At 54.3% G+C, this 19,085-nt stretch carries 15 protein-coding genes; 11 read left to right on the forward strand and 4 right to left on the reverse strand.

Translation table 11 applies throughout. The features are described 5' to 3' along the window. Window positions 1-28: 28 nt before the first annotated feature. The gene (sbcC, locus tag HED65_RS06425; protein WP_114977909.1) at window positions 29-3,160 is read right to left on the reverse strand and encodes an exonuclease subunit SbcC; all 3,132 of its coding nucleotides are present in this window, start codon (window positions 3,158-3,160) and stop codon (window positions 29-31) included. Next, window positions 3,157-4,362, reverse strand: coding sequence for an exonuclease subunit SbcD (gene sbcD / locus HED65_RS06430; RefSeq protein ID WP_114977910.1), 1,206 nt, complete (start codon window positions 4,360-4,362; stop codon window positions 3,157-3,159). The genes sbcC and sbcD overlap by 4 nt, the downstream gene beginning before the upstream one ends. A gap of 187 nt (window positions 4,363-4,549) precedes the next feature. On the opposite strand from sbcD, the gene phoB reads away from it, so the two are divergent. The 8 genes from phoB (at window position 4,550) to HED65_RS06470 (ending at window position 15,015) form a co-directional block, all read left to right on the forward strand. Further along, on the forward strand, window positions 4,550-5,239 hold the full coding sequence (phoB, locus tag HED65_RS06435) for a phosphate response regulator transcription factor PhoB (RefSeq protein WP_003859122.1): 690 nt from the start codon (window positions 4,550-4,552) through the stop codon (window positions 5,237-5,239). Window positions 5,240-5,260: 21 nt separating this feature from the next. Next, window positions 5,261-6,556 carry a phosphate regulon sensor histidine kinase PhoR gene (phoR, locus tag HED65_RS06440; protein ID WP_114977911.1) on the forward strand — a complete coding sequence of 432 codons (1,296 nt, stop codon included), beginning with the start codon at window positions 5,261-5,263 and terminating at the stop codon, window positions 6,554-6,556. 409 nt (window positions 6,557-6,965) lie between these two features. After that, a complete protein-coding gene (gene brnQ, locus HED65_RS06445; protein ID WP_114977912.1) occupies window positions 6,966-8,285 on the forward strand; it encodes a branched-chain amino acid transporter carrier protein BrnQ in 1,320 nt (439 codons plus the stop codon). Window positions 8,286-8,366: 81 nt separating this feature from the next. Continuing rightward, window positions 8,367-9,740, forward strand: coding sequence for a proline-specific permease ProY (proY, locus tag HED65_RS06450; protein WP_114977913.1), 1,374 nt, complete (start codon window positions 8,367-8,369; stop codon window positions 9,738-9,740). A gap of 131 nt (window positions 9,741-9,871) precedes the next feature. Beyond that, the gene (gene malZ, locus HED65_RS06455) at window positions 9,872-11,689 is read left to right on the forward strand and encodes a maltodextrin glucosidase (RefSeq protein WP_114977914.1); all 1,818 of its coding nucleotides are present in this window, start codon (window positions 9,872-9,874) and stop codon (window positions 11,687-11,689) included. A 200-nt stretch (window positions 11,690-11,889) separates the two neighbouring features. Beyond that, a complete protein-coding gene (locus HED65_RS06460; RefSeq protein ID WP_014069092.1) occupies window positions 11,890-12,531 on the forward strand; it encodes a hydrolase in 642 nt (213 codons plus the stop codon). Window positions 12,532-12,579: 48 nt separating this feature from the next. Then, a complete protein-coding gene (locus tag HED65_RS06465) occupies window positions 12,580-13,125 on the forward strand; it encodes an antibiotic biosynthesis monooxygenase (protein WP_028017671.1) in 546 nt (181 codons plus the stop codon). 21 nt (window positions 13,126-13,146) lie between these two features. Next, window positions 13,147-15,015, forward strand: coding sequence for an amidohydrolase (locus HED65_RS06470; protein WP_114977915.1), 1,869 nt, complete (start codon window positions 13,147-13,149; stop codon window positions 15,013-15,015). Between the two features lie 45 nt (window positions 15,016-15,060). Here HED65_RS06470 and HED65_RS06475 read toward each other — a convergent pair whose 3' ends face one another. Together HED65_RS06475 and acpH are read right to left on the reverse strand one after the other, a co-directional pair. Next, the gene (locus HED65_RS06475; protein ID WP_008503347.1) at window positions 15,061-15,663 is read right to left on the reverse strand and encodes a peroxiredoxin; all 603 of its coding nucleotides are present in this window, start codon (window positions 15,661-15,663) and stop codon (window positions 15,061-15,063) included. 127 nt (window positions 15,664-15,790) lie between these two features. Then, window positions 15,791-16,372, reverse strand: coding sequence for an ACP phosphodiesterase (gene acpH, locus HED65_RS06480; RefSeq protein ID WP_114977916.1), 582 nt, complete (start codon window positions 16,370-16,372; stop codon window positions 15,791-15,793). A 92-nt stretch (window positions 16,373-16,464) separates the two neighbouring features. Between acpH and queA the strand changes: the two genes are divergently transcribed. The 3 genes from queA to yajC are packed head-to-tail and all read left to right on the forward strand — an operon-like array spanning window position 16,465 to window position 19,071. Beyond that, a complete protein-coding gene (gene queA / locus HED65_RS06485; protein ID WP_114977917.1) occupies window positions 16,465-17,535 on the forward strand; it encodes a tRNA preQ1(34) S-adenosylmethionine ribosyltransferase-isomerase QueA in 1,071 nt (356 codons plus the stop codon). Between the two features lie 53 nt (window positions 17,536-17,588). Further along, the gene (tgt, locus tag HED65_RS06490) at window positions 17,589-18,716 is read left to right on the forward strand and encodes a tRNA guanosine(34) transglycosylase Tgt (protein WP_028017667.1); all 1,128 of its coding nucleotides are present in this window, start codon (window positions 17,589-17,591) and stop codon (window positions 18,714-18,716) included. Between the two features lie 22 nt (window positions 18,717-18,738). After that, window positions 18,739-19,071: a preprotein translocase subunit YajC gene (yajC, locus tag HED65_RS06495; protein WP_000007630.1), complete on the forward strand. Its 333-nt coding sequence runs from the start codon at window positions 18,739-18,741 to the stop codon at window positions 19,069-19,071. Window positions 19,072-19,085 lie beyond the last annotated feature (14 nt).

The following is a 19,085-nucleotide window of genomic DNA, read 5'->3' on the forward strand; positions in this document are numbered from 1 at the left end:
CACCAGACAGCACAGATCTCCCCCACCATCACTCCACCGCAAACGCGTTATCCAGCCTGCTATACCCCAGCCCGTTGATCTTTTTCACTTTGATCTGCACCGGTATACGCTCTTTCATCGCCTCGACGTGGCTGATCACACCGATCGTTTTCCCGGTGGCGTTCAGCGCGTCGAGGGCATCCAGCGCGGTATCCAGTGTTTCACTGTCGAGCGTGCCGAACCCTTCATCCAGGAACAGCGAGTCGATCCGTGTTTTGTGACTCACCAGATCGGAAAGTGCCAGCGCCAGTGCCAGACTGACCAGGAAACTTTCACCGCCAGAGAGCGTACGGGTGTCGCGCACGGCATCCGCCTGCCAGGTATCGACCACTTCCAGCTCCAGGGCATCGCTGGCTTTGCGCTGGAGCAGATAACGCCCGTGCAGGCGGTTAAGTTGCTGGTTAGCAAGCCAGACAAGATTGTCCAGCGTCAGCCCCTGGGCGAACTTACGGAACTTGTCGCCGGTACTGGAGCCGATAAGCGCATTCAGGTAGCCCCAGTCGTCTGCCAGACGGCTGGCCTCTTCAATTTGCTGCATTAAAGCCAGTTGGTGCAGGCGGTTATCGCTATCCTGCTTAAGCTGCTGGCGGATTTCTCCCTGCCGCGTGGTGTTCTCACGAAGCTGCTGCGTCAGGTGTTGTAGCTGGATTTGCTGGCCTGGTGCATCGGTGTCGAGTCCTTCTGGCTGCAGTGCCTGGTGCGCCTGCAACTGTTGGTTTGCCTGTCCGGACAGGGTGGTGGCCTGCTGTATCTGGTTTTCCAGCGAGTGTTTCAGTTGTTCGAGGTGGAGGAGGGTGCTCTCCTCCAGTAACGCAGCAAGGAACGCGTCCTGATCGGCAAAACAGCTTGCCGAGAGTGCCTGGGTGAACTGCGCCTGCGAGTGCTGCAGGCGCTCACGCTCCAGCGTTTCCTGCTGCTGTTGTGCCGCCAGTTGGCTCTGCAGAGACACGCATTCGTCGTGGATTGCGCGCCAGTTGTCAGGAATGGCGGGTTCGATCTCTTCGCTGTTGGTAACCGGAAGTGCGTCAAGCAGTGGTTTCAGGGCGTTTATACGTTCCTGAACCGCACCTTGCTGTGTCTGTTTCTCCTGCCACTGCGCGAATTCCGTCTCACGGGCGTTCAGCCAGGTGGCCTCAGTACCTTCTTCAGGTACGCTGAGTGAAAGAGCGACGAGGGCGCTTTCCAGCCCCTGACGCGTTGTCGCCAGTTGCTGCTGATACTGGCGTTCCTGCTCTTCCAGTTCGTTGAGCTGGTTTTGCAGCGTCAGGCGCTGGCTGAGCTGATAAAGCTGGCGTTCATAGTGCTCCTGTTCGCTCATCCAGACGGCAATATCTTCCTGAATATTCAGCGAAATATTTAATGCCGCGCAAACCTCCAGCCACTCTTTAGTGAGTGCTTGCTCTTCCTGAGAGAGTGTCTGCGCTTCGCCTGTCTCGCGCTGGATCTGTTGAGTCAGGGCATTAACCTGGCCCAGGACCAGCAGTCCTTCCTCTTTTAGCGAGGCGACTTCTTTTTCCAGGGCATCACGGCGACGCTGATTATCAGTCAGTTCAAGCGCTTGATATTTCTCCACGGCAGGATGTTCGCTGGAGCCGCACAGTGGACAGGGTTTGCCTGCCTCAAGCTGAGAACGATAGCTTTCCAGATCTTTAATCGTCGCTTCACGTTCACACAGGGCTTTCAGGTCCAGATAGTGCTGGTTTTTCTCTTTGTATTGCTGGCGACGTAGCGTCAATGTTTCATTGAGTTTTACCTGCTCAGCCAGGGCTTTCTGCACGCTTTCACCGTTCTGGTGCAGGCGTTTTTGTAGCGGCTGATAGCGGGCATGGAGCGAGGTCAGACGTTGACGCATCGTTCGTGATTGCGCCTGTTGTTCCATCGCTACTGCAACCTCATCCGCCGTCAGCGTCAGGGTTGTTTCCGGCAGGGCGGCCCGTTTATGGCGTAATTCAGTGAGGCGGACGGTCAGGGCAGTAAGCTGATTTTTATCACGGCTAAGCTGAGCGAAGTGCGCTCGCCAGCCTGCTATTTCCTGTCCCCACAAGCGGAATCGATCATGTTCTGTCTGCCACTGCGCCAGTACCGTTAATTCGGTCTGAAGCTGCTCATGGGTACGAATGGCGGTATTACGGATACGCGAGCGCAGCGCGGTTTTGTCTTGTAAGCGAGTATTTACTTCGATAATTCGCTGCTGGGTTTGAGCCAGACGCGAGGCTTGTTCTTGCTGGTGCTCCCAAAGCGGTCGAAGCTGAGCGGCGGGTTGAGCAAGCTGGAGCTTTGCCAGGTCAGGCGCGGCATCGGTCAGCGCCTGTTGTGCCTGCTGTTGTAACAAGGTTACGCGCTGTTGCTCGCGAAGAAGCTCATCACGGCGCGTAAGCCACTGATAATCCTTCTGCTGTCTCTGTTGTTGTGCCAGCAGTGTTTTTTCTTCGTCAGTAAGTGCCTGCAAACTTTGCTGTAACTGCTGCTGTTGCTCTTCGCTCAACAGCACCACACCCGCTGCCTGTGCCTCGCGCATTTCAAGTACGTTTCGGGCGGCTTTGTGTTTCTCAAATATCCTGGCGGAAATCTGGCCATAGATCTCGGTTCCGGTCAGTTCTTCCAGCAGCTCTGCGCGATCGCTCGGTTTGGCATTGAGGAAAGCGGCAAACTGCCCCTGAGAGAGGAGCATTGAACGGGTAAAGCGGCCATAGTCCAGCCCGGTGAGCGCGGCGGTTTGCTCCAGTTTATCTGTCACTTTGTCGGCGAGAATCTTGCCATCTTCACAGCGAGCCAGTTCCACACGCGGTGCCTGCAGGTTCCCGTCCGGCTGATTACGCGCCCGGTTCTGGCTCCAGAAGGCGCGGTAGGCGGTACCTTTTACTTCAAACTCAACCTCGGCCAGACACTCGGCGGTATCACGCGTCATCAGGTCGTTTTGCGCCTGAGACACTTTTTGCAGACGCGGCGTTTCGTGATAGAGCGCCAGACAAATGGCGTCGAGCAGGGTGGTCTTGCCTGCACCGGTCGCACCGGTAATGGCAAACAGCCCGTTGCTGGCAAAGGGCTCAGCGGTAAAGTCAATTTTCCACTCGCCCTTGAGTGAGTTGAGGTTTTTCAGACGCAGGCTCAGGATTTTCATGCGTTTTCTTCCTCGTTATTCAGTGCGTGCAGCGTATCGGCGAACAGCTCGTTCAGCCGGGCGCGTTTTGCATCATCCATCTCTTCCTGGGCCAGTCGGCGTTCAAAAACCTCTTCGACCTTAAGTTCGCTCAGCGTTTCGCGCTGAGCACTCAGCAGGATTTTTTCGCGCTGCTCGCGACTACGGCGTACCAGTAAAACCTCGACAGGAAGATCTTCCGTCAGCGCCTGAATTTTTCGCTGCATATCATGCAGATAGTCGTCTGTCGTGATTTCGATATCCAGCCAGACGGGGGGATTAAGCGCAGTGCCACGCCACTGTTCAAGCTGGGTGGTGATGGCATCAAGGTCACCCTTCAGCACCGCCAGCGGCTGGGTGACAGGGACCTCCAGCGTTTCGACGGCGCTGAGTTTACCTTCGTTAAAACTCACCAGATGCACAGATTTGGCTTTACCTGTCTCATCAAAACTTAGCGAAATGGGCGAGCCGCAATAGCGAATGTGTTCGCAGCCACCGATGATCTGCGCGCGGTGAATATGCCCAAGCGCAATGTAGTCGGCAGGCGGGAAATTTTGCGCCGGGAACGCATCCAGCGTGCCAATATAGATGTCACGTACGGCGTCACTTTTACTGGCCCCGACGGTGGTGAGATGTCCGGTCGCAATCACCGGAATGAGCTGTTCGCCGCGCAAGGTACAGGCATCGGTATATTGTTGGTGATAATAATCAGTGATGCTCTGCAACAGATGCTGCTGTTTTTCCCCGCCGGACATCCCCGCCTGGCTCTGCACGATATCGCGTGGGCGCAGGAAGGGAACCGGGCACAGCACCGCCCCCGGTGTACCATCGCGTTTTTTCAGGATCTGCGGAGCATGCCCGGCACTGGCCACCACGGTAGTGTTCAGGAAGGCCAGGATGTCGCGGGACTCATTCAGCGTGGCGACGGAGTCGTGATTACCGGCGACAATAACCAGATGACAGCCGGTTTGCTGCAGATTTACCACGAAGCGGTTGTACAGCTCACGCGCATAGCTTGGCGGCGAACCGGTATCGAAAATGTCACCCGCAACAATAATCGCATCCACTTCGTGCGATCGGGCCGTATCCAGCAGCCAGTTCAGGAACGCTTCATGCTCCGCTGCCCTGCTTTTGCTGTAAAAGTTTTGACCCAGATGCCAGTCCGAAGTGTGAAGTATGCGCATAGGAGATCCGTGGCGAAAAAAGATGTTGGCGATTATAAACATTCAGGGGGCGGAAAATAACCGCTGTAATAAAACAACAGTTTGCCATTTATGGTGGTAAGGTTTTTCATAAATCTGTCATAAATCTGACGCATAATGACGCCGCATTACAAACTTGTAACTTAAATAAGATAAGACAGGGCAAAGTATGGCGAGACGTATTCTGGTCGTAGAAGATGAAGCTCCAATTCGTGAAATGGTGTGCTTCGTGCTCGAACAAAATGGCTTCCAGCCGGTTGAAGCGGAAGATTATGACAGCGCGGTGAACCAGTTGAATGAGCCCTGGCCCGATCTGATTCTGCTCGACTGGATGTTGCCTGGCGGCTCTGGACTGCAGTTTATCAAACACATTAAACGTGAAGCGATGACCCGCGATATCCCTGTTGTCATGCTGACGGCGCGTGGCGAAGAAGAAGATCGCGTACGTGGGCTTGAAACGGGTGCCGATGATTACATTACTAAGCCGTTCTCCCCGAAAGAGCTGGTTGCTCGTATCAAAGCCGTAATGCGCCGCATTTCACCGATGGCAGTGGAAGAGGTGATTGAGATGCAAGGTCTGAGCCTTGACCCGACCTCACACCGTGTCATGACGGGCGAAAATCCGCTCGACATGGGACCTACCGAATTTAAACTCCTGCACTTCTTTATGACTCACCCGGAACGCGTTTACAGCCGCGAACAGTTGCTGAATAACGTCTGGGGAACTAACGTATATGTCGAAGACCGGACGGTTGACGTCCATATCCGCCGCCTGCGAAAAGCGCTGGAACTGAGCGGCCACGATCGCATGGTGCAGACGGTCCGCGGCACGGGTTATCGTTTTTCTACCCGTTTCTGAACAATGACAGGAGTGTGACGCGTGCTGGAACGTCTGTCATGGAAAAGGCTCGTCTTTGAACTGATCTTATGTTGTATTCCGGCCTTCATTCTGGGGGCCTTTCTTGGATACCTGCCGTGGTTTCTGCTGGCTTCGGTCACCGGGCTGCTGATCTGGCATTTCTGGAACCTGTTACGCCTCTCCTGGTGGCTATGGGTTGACCGAAGTATGACACCGCCGCCGGGAAGCGGCAGTTGGGAACCGCTGCTTTACGGTCTGCACCAGATGCAGATGCGCAATAAAAAGCGCCGCCGCGAACTGGGAAGCCTGATCAAGCGTTTTCGCAGCGGGGCGGAGTCGCTCCCGGATGCGGTCATTCTGACGACCGAAGAAGGGACTATCTTCTGGTGTAATGGTCTTGCGCAACAGTTGCTGGGGTTGCGCTGGCCGGATGATAATGGCCAGAATATCCTCAACCTTCTGCGTTATCCTGAGTTTGCTCAGTATCTGAAAAAGCGTGATTTTACTGGTCCGCATAATCTGAAACTCAATAATGGTCGTCATCTGGAAATCCGCGTGATGCCCTACAGCGATCAGCAGTGGCTGATGGTGGCGCGCGATGTCACCCAGATGCACCAGCTGGAAGGCGCGCGACGCAACTTCTTCGCGAACGTGAGCCACGAATTACGTACCCCGTTGACCGTACTTCAGGGTTACCTGGAGATGATGCAGGAGCAAACGCTTGAAGGTGCGCCACGTGAAAAAGCGCTGCACACCATGCGCGAGCAAACGCACCGTATGGAAGGTCTGGTAAAACAGCTGTTGACGCTATCGAAGATTGAAGCGGCGCCAACGCTTGCGCTGAATGACACCATTGATGTCCCCATGATGCTGCGGGTGGTGGAGCGTGAAGCACAAACGTTAAGCCATAAGAAGCACCACCTAAGCTTTGAGGTCGACAATACGCTGAAGGTACTGGGCAGTGAAGATGAACTGCGTAGCGCCATTTCCAATCTGGTGTATAACGCGGTGAATCATACGCCGGAAGGGACGGAGATCGTGGTGCGCTGGCAGCATACCCCAACGGGCGCTGAATTTAGCGTCGAGGATAATGGTCCGGGGATTGCACCGGAGCACCTCCCGCGTCTGACCGAACGCTTCTATCGCGTGGATAAAGCGCGATCGCGGCAGACAGGGGGAAGTGGCCTGGGGCTGGCAATTGTAAAACATGCCGTCAATCACCATGAAAGCCGTCTCGATATTCAGAGTACACTGGGTAAGGGAACCCGCTTTAGTTTCGTGATCCCGGAACGATTAATTGCCAAAAAGATCGCCTGATAACGGGTGTGTCATTTTACCTTTCCACGGGTCAGCGTTTGCTGGCCCGTTTGCTTTGCAGTCAAACGAAACGCGAATGAATTTTATACGGCTGACTGTTTTTTGTTCGCATGATTAGCCATGGGTTTTTCTGATAATTAGCGTATTGTGCTGGTGTGTATTTTCATGCTGGCATATTGTTCTGGTTTTACGATCCCACCTTGCCTTTAAACGTTATAAGCGTTTAAATTGCGCCCCAGATACTGTCAGACCGACTGTATTTGCGTGGTAAATCGAAAAACTATTCTTCTCCACGCCAGGACGGGAGCATTTCCCGCTGAAATTGAGCAATTTTTCGGCTGTATCTTCCCACCAGGGAAATCGAAAAGCTCAATGTTTTCAACACCACATCCACAGGCAGTAAGGTTTTATGACCCATCACTTAAAATCGCGTGACATCATCGCGCTGGGCTTTATGACATTTGCGCTGTTCGTTGGCGCAGGCAACATCATTTTCCCTCCAATGGTTGGCTTACAGGCGGGTGAACACGTCTGGACTGCTGCATTTGGTTTCCTGATTACTGCTGTGGGTTTGCCGGTACTGACCGTTATCGCCCTGGCGAAAGTGGGTGGCGGTGTTGATAGCCTCAGCACCCCGATCGGCAAAGTGGCGGGTGTCCTGCTGGCAACCGTCTGCTATCTGGCTGTTGGCCCACTGTTTGCGACCCCCCGCACGGCAACCGTTTCCTTCGAAGTAGGTATTGCTCCTCTGACGGGTGACGGCGCGATGCCGCTGTTTATCTACAGCCTGATCTACTTCGCGATTGTGATTCTGGTTTCCCTCTATCCGGGCAAGTTGCTGGATACCGTCGGTAACTTCCTGGCTCCGCTGAAAATTGTGGCACTGATTGTGCTGGCGGTTGCGGCGATTGTCTGGCCGGCAGGCCCGATTAGCGACGCCATGGATGCCTACAAAAACGCCGCGTTCTCTAACGGTTTTGTGAACGGCTACCTGACGATGGACACGCTGGGTGCAATGGTGTTTGGTATCGTAATCGTTAACGCTGCGCGTTCCCGTGGTGTGACCGAAGCACGTCTGCTGACCCGTTACACCATCTGGGCTGGTCTGATGGCCGGTGTGGGTCTGACGCTGCTCTATCTGGCGTTGTTCCGTCTGGGTTCCGATAGCGCCATGCTGGTTGATCAAAACGCGAATGGTGCGGCTATTCTGCATGCTTATGTTCAGCACACCTTCGGTGGTGCGGGCAGTATGCTGCTGGCGGCGCTCATCTTCCTGGCATGTCTGGTGACGGCCGTTGGCCTGACCTGCGCCTGTGCGGAGTTCTTTGCGCAGTATCTGCCGCTCTCTTACCGCGCACTGGTGTTTATTCTCGGCATCTTCTCCATGGCGGTGTCAAACCTCGGTCTGAGCCACCTGATTCAGGTCTCTATTCCGGTGCTGACGGCTATCTACCCGCCATGTATCGTGCTGGTGGTACTGAGCTTTACTCGTCCGTGGTGGAACAACTCCTCACGAATTATTGCGCCAGCCATGTTTATCAGCCTGATTTTTGGTATCCTTGACGGGATTAAAGCATCAGCTTTCGCAGAAATTTTGCCAGCCTGGACACAGCGTCTGCCACTGTCCGAACAAGGCCTGGCCTGGCTGATGCCTACCGTTGTTGCACTGGTTCTGGCGGTTATCTGGGATCGTGCTGCAGGGCGTCAGGTCGCATCGAACGCCCATTAATCAACGGCAACAAACTGTTTAACCACGGGGCTTAAGGCCCCGTGGTTTTTTGTTTTTTTCGTGTTGAATGGCAAGATTTAAATGGAAAGCACTAACAAACTTAAACGTGGGCTGAGCACGCGCCACATCCGCTTTATGGCGCTGGGCTCCGCTATCGGTACCGGTCTTTTTTATGGCTCGGCAGATGCCATTAAAATGGCCGGTCCAAGCGTTCTGCTGGCGTACATCATCGGCGGCGTGGCGGCATATATCATCATGCGCGCCCTCGGCGAAATGTCGGTTCACAATCCTTCAGCCAGTTCGTTCTCCCGTTACGCGCAGGAAAACTTAGGTCCGCTGGCCGGGTTTATTACCGGCTGGACCTATTGCTTTGAAATCCTGATTGTGGCGATTGCCGATGTGACCGCGTTTGGTATCTATATGGGGGTCTGGTTCCCGGCGGTACCGCACTGGATTTGGGTGCTGAGCGTGGTGCTGATCATCTGCGCGGTTAACCTGATGAGCGTGAAAGTCTTTGGTGAACTGGAGTTCTGGTTCTCTTTCTTTAAGGTCGCCACCATTATCATCATGATTGTCGCCGGTTTCGGGATCATCATCTGGGGGATTGGTAACGGCGGTCAGCCGACGGGTATCCATAACCTCTGGAGCAACGGCGGTTTCTTCAGTAACGGCTGGCTCGGCATGGTGATGTCGCTACAGATGGTGATGTTTGCCTACGGCGGTATTGAGATTATCGGTATCACCGCCGGGGAAGCGAAAGATCCTGAGAAGTCGATTCCGCGCGCCATCAACTCGGTGCCGATGCGCATTCTGGTGTTCTATGTGGGTACGCTGTTCGTAATCATGTCTATCTACCCGTGGAACCTGGTGGGCACGAACGGTAGCCCGTTTGTACTGACCTTCCAGCATATGGGCATTGCGTTTGCTGCCAGCATTCTGAACTTTGTGGTGCTGACTGCGTCGCTTTCCGCGATCAACAGTGACGTCTTTGGCGTAGGGCGTATGCTGCACGGCATGGCGGAGCAGGGCAGTGCGCCAAAGGTATTTGCCAAAACATCACGTCGCGGTACGCCGTGGGTCACCGTGGTGGTGATGACCGTCGCACTGCTGTTCTCGGTTTACCTGAACTACATCATGCCGGAAAACGTCTTCCTGGTGATTGCGTCGCTGGCAACCTTCGCGACGGTGTGGGTGTGGATTATGATCCTGCTGTCACAGGTTGCATTCCGCCGTCGTCTGTCACCGGATGAGGTGAAAGCGCTGAAGTTCAAAGTGCCGGGCGGTGTGGCAACGACCGTGGTCGGCCTGCTCTTCCTGGTCTTTATCATCGCCCTGATTGGCTACCATCCGGATACCCGTATTTCCTTATACGTGGGCTTCGCGTGGATCGTCCTGCTACTGGTGGGCTGGATGTTTAAATGCCGCCGTGACCGTCAACTGGCGGAAGCACAGTAATGTTAATGCCCGACGATGTCGGGCATTTTTTCTCCTCCCCCATCCTCCTCCCCCAATAAACCGCATCATGATGAGCTAACCTTAATCACCCTGTGGCAAGGTGACGTCAATTTCATCAAAGGGGATTCGTGATGTTAAACGCCTGGCACCTTCCGGTTGCCCCATTTGTTAAGCAAAACAAAGACAACCTTGTGATTACGCTCTGGCTGACGGGGGAGAATCAGCCTGAACGCGTGACGCTACGCGCCGAAATTGATAACGAAGAGACCGCGCTGAAAATGCACAAACAGCGCAGCCAGCCGCAGCCGGGGATCACGGCCTGGCGGGCAAATATCGACTTGCGCAGCGGGCAGCCCCGTCGCCGTTACAGTTTCAAACTGCTGTGGAACAACCGTCAGCTGTGGTTTTCCCCGCAGGGGTTGAGCCGTTTTCCTCCGGCCCGTCTTGAGCAGTTTGCGGTGGATTACCCGGATAACGGGCCGCAATGGGTTAACGATCAGGTCTTTTACCAGATCTTCCCGGACCGCTTTGCCCGCTGTGAAAAACGCACCGCCGACCAGGATAAGATCTATCACCACCATGCGGCGGGCCACGATATCATCCTGAAAGCATGGGATGAACCACTGACTGCGCAGGCTGGCGGCTCGACGTTCTACGGCGGCGATCTCGATGGTATCAGCGAAAAGCTGCCGTACCTGAAAAAGCTCGGCGTGACAGCGTTGTATCTCAATCCGGTGTTCAGTGCGCCGAGCGTACATAAATACGATACCGAAGATTATCGTCGCGTTGACGCGCAGTTTGGCGGCGACGAGGCGTTATTGCGCCTGCGGCAGAACACCAGAAGTGAAGGCATGCGCCTGATTCTGGACGGTGTGTTTAACCACAGCGGAGATTCACACGCATGGTTTGACCGTCATAATCAGTCGATGAGCGGAGCATGCCATAACCCGGATTCACCACAGAGAAGCTGGTATAGCTTTAATGAGGAGGGACGTGCGCTGGACTGGCTGGGTTATCCGAGTCTGCCAAAGCTGGATTTCCAGTCACCTTCTCTGATCAATGAAATCTACGGCGGTGAAGACAGCATTGTACGCCACTGGCTGAAAGCACCGTGGAATATGGATGGCTGGCGCCTGGATGTGGTGCACATGCTGGGCGAAGCGGGCGGGGCGCGGAACAATATTCAACACGTCGCGGGTATTACCCGTTCTGCAAAAGCGGCTCAGCCAGAGGCATTTGTATTTGGCGAGCATTTTGGCGATGCGCGCCAGTGGCTGCAGGCCGATGCGGAAGATGCAGCGATGAACTATCGTGGCTTTACCTTCCCGCTATGGGGATTCCTGGCGAATACCGACATCTCCTACGATCCGAATCACATTGATGCCGAAACCTGTATGGCGTGGATGGATAACTACCGCGCCGGTCTGTCGCATCAGCAGCAATTGCGGATGTTTAATCAACTGGATAGCCACGATACGGCGCGCTTTAAATCCCTGCTTGGCAAGGATGTGGCGCGTCTGCCGCTGGCCGTCACCTGGCTCTTCACATGGCCTGGCGTGCCTTGTATTTACTACGGTGATGAAGTGGGGCTGGACGGTAACAACGATCCGTTCTGCCGCAAAACCTTCCCGTGGGAGCCAGCGAAACAGGATAAGGTGCTGTTGGGTTTGTATCAGCGTATGGCGAAGTTACGTAAACAGAACCTGGCGTTACGTTATGGCGGCTGCCAGGTGGTGTATGCCCACGATAACGTGGTGGTATTTGCCCGTGTTTATAACCAGCAGCGCGTGCTGGTGGCGATTAACCGGGGTGAGGCCTGTGAAGTGGTGCTGGATGATTCTCCATTGCTGCACGTGAAGGCGTGGCAATGCAAGGAAGGTAAAGGGACTCTTCAGGAAGGCATACTCTCACTTCCTGCAATTTCTGCTTCCGTGTGGTTCGGTAATTAACCGCTGTCTGCAACCGGTACGGTGTACTGGTTGCAGAATATTCCCCTGGGTTGTTCGGTTTTATTCAACAGAGGGGACAAATATCTTTACTATCCGCTCAGTCAATTCTCGCTATACTCAATTTGCTTTATCAGTCAGGGCCCTTTCTCATATAGCACACCAAATGTTTGCTTTTAACCTATTGTTTAAAAGGTACTTTTATGTCTATTCGTGAACTGATTGATCCATCCAATTCCGCACTGATTTTTATCGATCACCAACCGCAAATGTCCTTTGGTGTCGCTAATATTGACCGTCAATTGCTGAAGAATAATACGGTAGCACTGGCGAAAGCAGGCAAAATTTTTGATGTTCCTGTTATCTACACATCGGTCGAAACGAAAAGCTTCAGCGGTTATATCTGGCCAGAATTGCTGGCGGTTCATCCGGATGTCAAACCCATTGAACGTACCTCGATGAACTCCTGGGAAGACGATGCGTTTGTTGCGGCAGTTAAAGCAACGGGCCGTAAGAAACTTATCATCTCAGCCCTGTGGACCGAGGTTTGCCTGACCTTCCCGGCACTGATGGCGCTCGACGAAGGTTTCGAAGTGTACGTGGTAACCGATACATCCGGCGGTACCTCTGTTGATGCGCACGAACGCGCGATTGATCGTATGGTTCAGGCCGGGGCCGTACCAGTGACCTGGCAACAGGTCCTGCTGGAGTACCAGCGTGACTGGTCACGCAAAGGCACTTACGACGCGGTGATGGACCTGGTTCGCGAGCACAGCGGGGCTTATGGCATGGGCGTTGATTATGCCTACACCCTCGTTCATGGCGCACCAGAACGCAAAGCGTAAACCTTTCAGGGCGGGGTTCTCCCGCCCATCAATGACCAGGGAGCTTTTATGGCGCAAACATCACATGTGACGCTGGTGATTACTCACACGTTACTTCCGGGACAGGCTGAGCACTACGAACAGTGGCTTGGCAGGATCATGCCCATCGCGGCGGAATTTCCCGGCCATTTGGGCGCGAACGTAATCCGCCCGTCCGAAGGGCAAAACCTGTGGACGGTGATCATCCGCTTCGACACCCTCGAACACCTCTATGAGTGGACTCAGTCCGATACCCGCAATGCGCTGGTGAAAGAGATTGAACCGCTGCTGGCGGAAGGCGACAAAACCGAAGTGCGTACGGAACCTGCGTTCTGGTTTACGCCACCGGAGACACACGTACGTAAGCCAAAACAGTGGAAACAGTTTCTGATCACGCTTCTGGTGATCTTTCCCAGCACCAATCTGGTACCACAGGTGACTGGCGCGCTGCTTCCTGGCCTGAAAGGCTCATTGCTGCTGCATTTGATTAACGATGCCTGTGTGGTCGCGCTGGTGGTCTGGCTGTGGATGCCCATCGTGACCCGTCTGTTTGCCGGATGGCTAAAAAAAGCCTGATTCGGCCGAAAGGAGTACGTTATGCCTCAAACTGCCACACTGATCTTAACTAAGGGTAAGATCCATACACTCGATCGTGAAAATCCGCTTACCGAGGCGGTAGCGATCGCCAACGGCAAGATCCTTGCTACGGGTAATCACGATCGCATCATGAGTTATGCGACGCAGGGAACGCAGATCGTCGATTTACAGGGAAGCACGGTAATCCCCGGTCTGAACGATTCTCACCTGCACCTGATCCGCGGTGGGCTCAATTACAACCTTGAGCTGCGCTGGGAAGGTGTCCCTTCACTGGTGGATGCCTTGCGCATGCTTAAAGTTCAGGCCGACCGCACACCGTCACCACAGTGGGTGCGTGTTGTCGGCGGCTGGAGCGAGTTTCAGTTTGCTGAACGTCGGATGCCGACCATTGAAGAGCTCAATGAGGCGGCGCCGGATACCCCGGTATTTGTGCTGCATCTCTATGATCGCGCGCTGCTCAACCGTGCGGCGTTGAAAGCTGTCGGGTATACCAAAGAGACTCCGAACCCACCGGGCGGCGAGATTGTGCGCGATAACAACGGTAACCCGACCGGGATGCTGATCGCCAAACCTAATGCGATGATCCTCTACGCCACACTGGCGAAAGGGCCGAAACTGCCGATTGAGCAGCAGGTGAACTCTACGCGCCAGTTTATGCGCGAGCTGAACCGCCTGGGATTGACCAGCGCAATTGATGCAGGGGGCGGTTTCCAGAACTACCCGGAAGATTACGAGGTAATTGCTGAGCTGCACGCCAAAGAGCAGATGACTGTGCGCATTGCTTATAACCTCTTTACCCAGCGCCCGAAACAGGAACTGGAAGATTTTGAGCGCTGGACAGATATGCTCAAACCGGGTCAGGGAACAGATTTCTATCGCGCGAATGGGGCCGGTGAGATGCTGGTCTTCTCGGCGGCAGATTTTGAGGATTTCCTTCAGCCGCGTCCGGACCTGCCAGAGGGAATGGAAGACGAACTGGAGCGTGTGGTGCGTCATCTGGTGGAAAACCGCTGGCCGTTCCGCCTGCACGCGACCTATGACGAATCCATCAGTCGGATGCTGGATGTGTTCGAGAAAGTGAACCGCGACATCCCGTTTAACGGGTTGCACTGGTTCTTCGACCATGCAGAAACCATCACCGAGCGAAATATCGAACGCGTTAAGGCGTTGGGCGGTGGGATTGCGGTCCAGCACCGCATGGCATTCCAGGGCGAGTACTTTGTCGACCGTTATGGTAAAGAGGCGGTGAAGCACACGCCACCCGTGGCGAAAATGCTGGAACTGGAGGTGCCGGTTGGGTTAGGTACGGACGCGACTCGCGTGGCGAGTTATAACCCGTGGACAGCGCTCTACTGGCTGGTATCCGGGCGAACCGTAGGCGGGCTGGCGATGTATGACGACAACAACCGCCTGCCGCGCGACGTTGCCCTTGAGTTGTGGACGGCAGGTAGTGCGTGGTTTTCCAGCGAGCAGGGTAAAAAAGGTCGCCTGGTCGAAGGGCAACTGGCGGACCTGGTGGTGCTGTCGAAAGACTACTTCAGCGTGCCGGAAGAAGAGATCAAAGGCATTGAATCGGTACTGACCGTGGTGGATGGCAAGGTGGTGTATGCCGCCGGACATTTCAGCCCACTGTCGCCACCGCCAATTCCGGTTGTGCCTGAGTGGTCGCCGGTGGTGAAGGTACCCGGACATTATCGCTCCGCACCGCCAGCCGCAAGTAAAGTGGGTGCGGTGGTACAGATGCACCAGTGCATCGGGAGTTGTGGTGTGCATGGGCATGCGCATGGTATTGCGCGCCAGTCGGATATTCCTGTCTCTGATGAGCAGGCATTCTGGGGCGTGTTAGGGTGTTCGTGCTTCGCGTTCTAAAACAAAAGGCCCGCATAAGCGGGCCTTTTTCGTAAACCGTGCCGATTACAGGCTGGATACGTTCTCAGACAGGTATTTCGCTACGCCGTCTGGAGAGGCTGCCATACCTTCTTTACCTTTTTCCCACTGAGCCGGGCACACTTCACCGTGCTCTTCGTGGAACTGCAGCGCGTCAACCATACGCAGCATTTCGTCGATGTTACGACCCAGTGGCAGATCGTTCACAACCTGGTGACGAACGATGCCGTTTGCGTCGATCAGGAAAGAACCACGCAGTGCAACACCAGCGTCCGGATGTTCGATACCGTAAGCCTGTTGGATTTCACGTTTGATGTCCGCAACCATTGCGTATTTCACCGCACCGATGCCGCCTTTGTCGACAGGGGTGTTACGCCATGCGTTGTGTACAAATTCAGAGTCGAAGGAGACGCCAACAACTTCTACGCCACGCTTCTGGAATTCTTCGTAACGTTTGTCGAACGCGATCAGCTCAGACGGGCAAACGAAAGTGAAGTCCATTGGCCAGAAGAACAGAACGGTCGCTTTACCGTTGGTGTGCTGTTTGAAGTTGAAGTTTTCAACGATTTCACCGTTGCCCAGAACTGCTGCAGCTGTAAAATCCGGAGCCGGACGAGTTACCAGAACCATATGATTCTCCTGTAGATACTAAGGTTATTTGGAACGCAACGCGAGCCAGTATAGAGAGTGTTCATGGATAAGACAAAGAGGTGGTGACAATCGTTCCGCCAGCTTTTACCTATCAATAGAAATTCTGTCAGAGCTGTTTGTTTTTCGCCTGCGCCATCATGCGTGGATAGAATTGCCAGAAACGGGTCTCCAGTGCATCGTAATGTTCATCTAGGTCATACCAGGAGTCGCGCAGCGCATCCAGGCGCGGTCGGCGGCTGGCCATCCCGTTTAACACATTCTGAATGAAGTCCATCTCGCGATAGCGCTCCAGCCAGCGTTCTGACCACAGGTAGTTGTTCAGATTCACAAAGCGCGGCGGCGAGTCGGGCAAAATGATTGCCACCTGCTGGTGGGCATAGCGCACAAAATCCGGCAATGGCAACTCCGGCGAGAGTTGTGCCCAGTGGCGCGACAGGAAATGATCCCACATCACATCAAGCGTGATAGGCGCAACGCGGCGGGTTTCAGGGCGAAACCACGCTTTGGCTTCCGTCACTTCTGGCAGGTTATCTGTCAGCACGTCGATACGGCGATGCATAAAAATACCGTCGACGATCTCAGGAGAATAGTTCTCAGCGGGGTTACCGCGCACGAAATCGGCCAGCAAATTACCGGAAAGGGAGCTGTCAGCGAGGTGGGCGAGATGCAGGTGAGCGAGAAAATTCATGCGTTTTATTTGTCCGGGGGTGGCTAGTTGTTGCAGCAAGAGGGTGTGAGCACTAGACTATGCCGCCTGTTTTTAAGTCACGAGTATACGTCATGCGCGTCGCCGATTTCTCCTTTGAACTACCTGAATCCCTGATTGCTCACTATCCAATGCCTGAGCGCAGTAGCTGTCGTTTGCTGTCACTGGATGGGCCAACGGGCGAGCTGACGCACGGTACTTTCACCGATTTACTCGACAAGCTCAACCCTGGTGATCTGCTGGTCTTTAACAATACCCGTGTGATCCCGGCGCGTCTGTTTGGCCGTAAAGCCAGCGGCGGCAAGATTGAAGTGCTGGTCGAACGTATGCTCGATGATAAACGTATTCTGGCACATATTCGCGCCTCTAAGGCACCGAAGCCGGGTGCTGAGCTGCTGCTCGGTGATGACGAGAGCATCAAAGCGACCATGACCGCGCGCCACGATGCGCTGTTCGAGGTGGAATTCGATGACGAGCGTACTGTGCTCGACATTCTGAATGCTATCGGCCACATGCCGCTGCCGCCGTACATTGAGCGTCCGGACGAAGAGGCCGACCGCGAGCTGTACCAGACTGTCTACAGCCAGAAACCTGGCGCAGTCGCCGCGCCGACCGCGGGTCTGCACTTTGATGAGCCGCTGCTGGAAAAACTGCGTGCAAAAGGCGTTGAGATGGCGTTCGTGACGCTGCACGTTGGCGCGGGTACCTTCCAGCCGGTGCGCGTGGACAGTATCGAAGATCACATCATGCACTCCGAGTATGCCGAAGTACCGCAGGACGTGGTGGATGCTGTTCTGGCGGCGAAAGGTCGGGGTAGCCGCGTGATTGCCGTCGGCACTACCTCTGTGCGTTCGCTTGAGAGCGCCGCACAGGCCGCGAAGAACGATCTTATCGAACCGTTCTTTGGCGATACGCAGATCTTCATTTACCCGGGTTATCAGTACAAAGTGATTGATGCCCTGGTGACCAACTTCCATCTGCCTGAATCCACGCTGATTATGCTGGTGTCTGCATTTGCGGGGTATCAGCATACGATGAATGCCTACAAGTCTGCGGTAGAACAAAAATATCGCTTTTTTAGCTACGGGGACGCGATGTTTATCACGTACAATCCGCAGGCTTTGAATGAGCGTGTCGGGGAATAAGTCCGCGGCACTGTTTTACAACGTTGGACTGTTTTTCTGACGTCGGAGAAAAAATGAAATTTGAACTCGATACCACCGATGGCCGCGCGCGTCGCGGTCGTCTGGTGTTTGATCGCGGTGTGGTGGAAACCCCCGCGTTTATGCCTGTGGGCACCTACGGCACCGTAAAAGGGATGACGCCGGAAGAAGTGGAAGCCACTGGCGCACAGATTATCCTCGGCAACACCTTCCACCTGTGGCTGCGTCCGGGTCAGGAGATCATGAAGCTCCACGGTGACCTGCACGACTTCATGCAGTGGAAAGGCCCAATCCTGACCGACTCCGGCGGTTTCCAGGTCTTCAGCCTGGGTGATATTCGCAAGATCACCGAGCAGGGCGTACACTTCCGTAACCCGATCAACGGCGATCCTATTTTCCTCGATCCAGAAAAATCGATGGAGATTCAGTACGATCTCGGTTCTGACATCGTCATGATCTTCGACGAATGTACACCGTATCCGGCCGACTGGGATTACGCTAAACGCTCGATGGAGATGTCTTTGCGTTGGGCGAAGCGTAGCCGCGACCGTTTTGACTCCCTGGAGAACAAAAATGCGCTGTTCGGCATTATTCAGGGCAGTGTTTACGAAGATTTACGTGATATCTCCGTTAAAGGTCTGGTAGAGATAGGTTTTGATGGCTACGCTGTCGGCGGTTTGGCTGTGGGTGAGCCGAAGGAAGACATGCATCGCATTCTGGAACATGTCTGCCCGCAAATCCCGGCAGATAAACCCCGTTACCTGATGGGTGTGGGTAAACCAGAAGATCTGGTTGAAGGTGTACGCCGCGGCATTGATATGTTCGACTGCGTGATGCCAACCCGTAACGCGCGTAATGGTCATCTGTTTGTTACCGATGGCGTGGTGAAAATCCGTAACGCGAAGCATAAGAGTGACACCAGTCCGCTCGATGCCGAGTGCGATTGCTATACCTGTCGCAATTATTCTCGCGCGTATCTGCATCATCTCGATCGTTGTAATGAGATTTTGGGTGCGCGTCTCAATACCATTCATAACCTTCGCTATTATCAGCGCTTAATGGCTGGTTTACGCAAGGCTATCGAAGAGGGTAAATTAGAGAGCTTCGTGACCGATTTCTACCAACGTCAGGGTCGAACCGTTCCACCTTTGAACGTTGATTAATTTTAATAATGAGGGAATTTGAATGAGCTTTTTTATTTCTGATGCGGTAGCGGCAACAGGTGCTCCGGCGCAGGGCAGCCCGATGTCTCTGATTCTGATGCTGGTTGTGTTCGGTCTGATCTTCTACTTCATGATCCTGCGCCCACAGCAAAAGCGTACCAAAGAGCACAAAAAGCTGATGGACTCCATCGCGAAAGGCGATGAAGTGCTGACCAATGGTGGTCTGGTTGGTCGCGTAACCAAAGTGGCTGAAAGCGGCTACATTGCTATCGCGCTGAATGACACCACTGAAGTGGTTATCAAACGTGACTTCGTAGCTGCCGTTCTGCCGAAAGGCACTATGAAGGCGCTGTAATCCCAACTTTTCCC

The organism is Pantoea sp. LS15 (genome assembly GCF_012241585.1).
GTDB lineage: Bacteria > Pseudomonadota > Gammaproteobacteria > Enterobacterales > Enterobacteriaceae > Enterobacter.

Coding starts and splice junctions, on each gene's coding strand:
- HED65_RS06465 (WP_028017671.1), top strand. CDS start 12,580: ATGGCGCAAACATCACATGTGACGCTGGTGATTACTCACACGTTACTT.
- phoB (WP_003859122.1), top strand. CDS start 4,550: ATGGCGAGACGTATTCTGGTCGTAGAAGATGAAGCTCCAATTCGTGAA.
- HED65_RS06460 (WP_014069092.1), top strand. CDS start 11,890: ATGTCTATTCGTGAACTGATTGATCCATCCAATTCCGCACTGATTTTT.
- queA (WP_114977917.1), top strand. CDS start 16,465: ATGCGCGTCGCCGATTTCTCCTTTGAACTACCTGAATCCCTGATTGCT.
- sbcD (WP_114977910.1), bottom strand. CDS start 4,362: ATGCGCATACTTCACACTTCGGACTGGCATCTGGGTCAAAACTTTTAC.
- tgt (WP_028017667.1), top strand. CDS start 17,589: ATGAAATTTGAACTCGATACCACCGATGGCCGCGCGCGTCGCGGTCGT.
- brnQ (WP_114977912.1), top strand. CDS start 6,966: ATGACCCATCACTTAAAATCGCGTGACATCATCGCGCTGGGCTTTATG.
- acpH (WP_114977916.1), bottom strand. CDS start 16,372: ATGAATTTTCTCGCTCACCTGCATCTCGCCCACCTCGCTGACAGCTCC.
- HED65_RS06475 (WP_008503347.1), bottom strand. CDS start 15,663: ATGGTTCTGGTAACTCGTCCGGCTCCGGATTTTACAGCTGCAGCAGTT.
- yajC (WP_000007630.1), top strand. CDS start 18,739: ATGAGCTTTTTTATTTCTGATGCGGTAGCGGCAACAGGTGCTCCGGCG.
- sbcC (WP_114977909.1), bottom strand. CDS start 3,160: ATGAAAATCCTGAGCCTGCGTCTGAAAAACCTCAACTCACTCAAGGGC.
- proY (WP_114977913.1), top strand. CDS start 8,367: ATGGAAAGCACTAACAAACTTAAACGTGGGCTGAGCACGCGCCACATC.
- HED65_RS06470 (WP_114977915.1), top strand. CDS start 13,147: ATGCCTCAAACTGCCACACTGATCTTAACTAAGGGTAAGATCCATACA.
- malZ (WP_114977914.1), top strand. CDS start 9,872: ATGTTAAACGCCTGGCACCTTCCGGTTGCCCCATTTGTTAAGCAAAAC.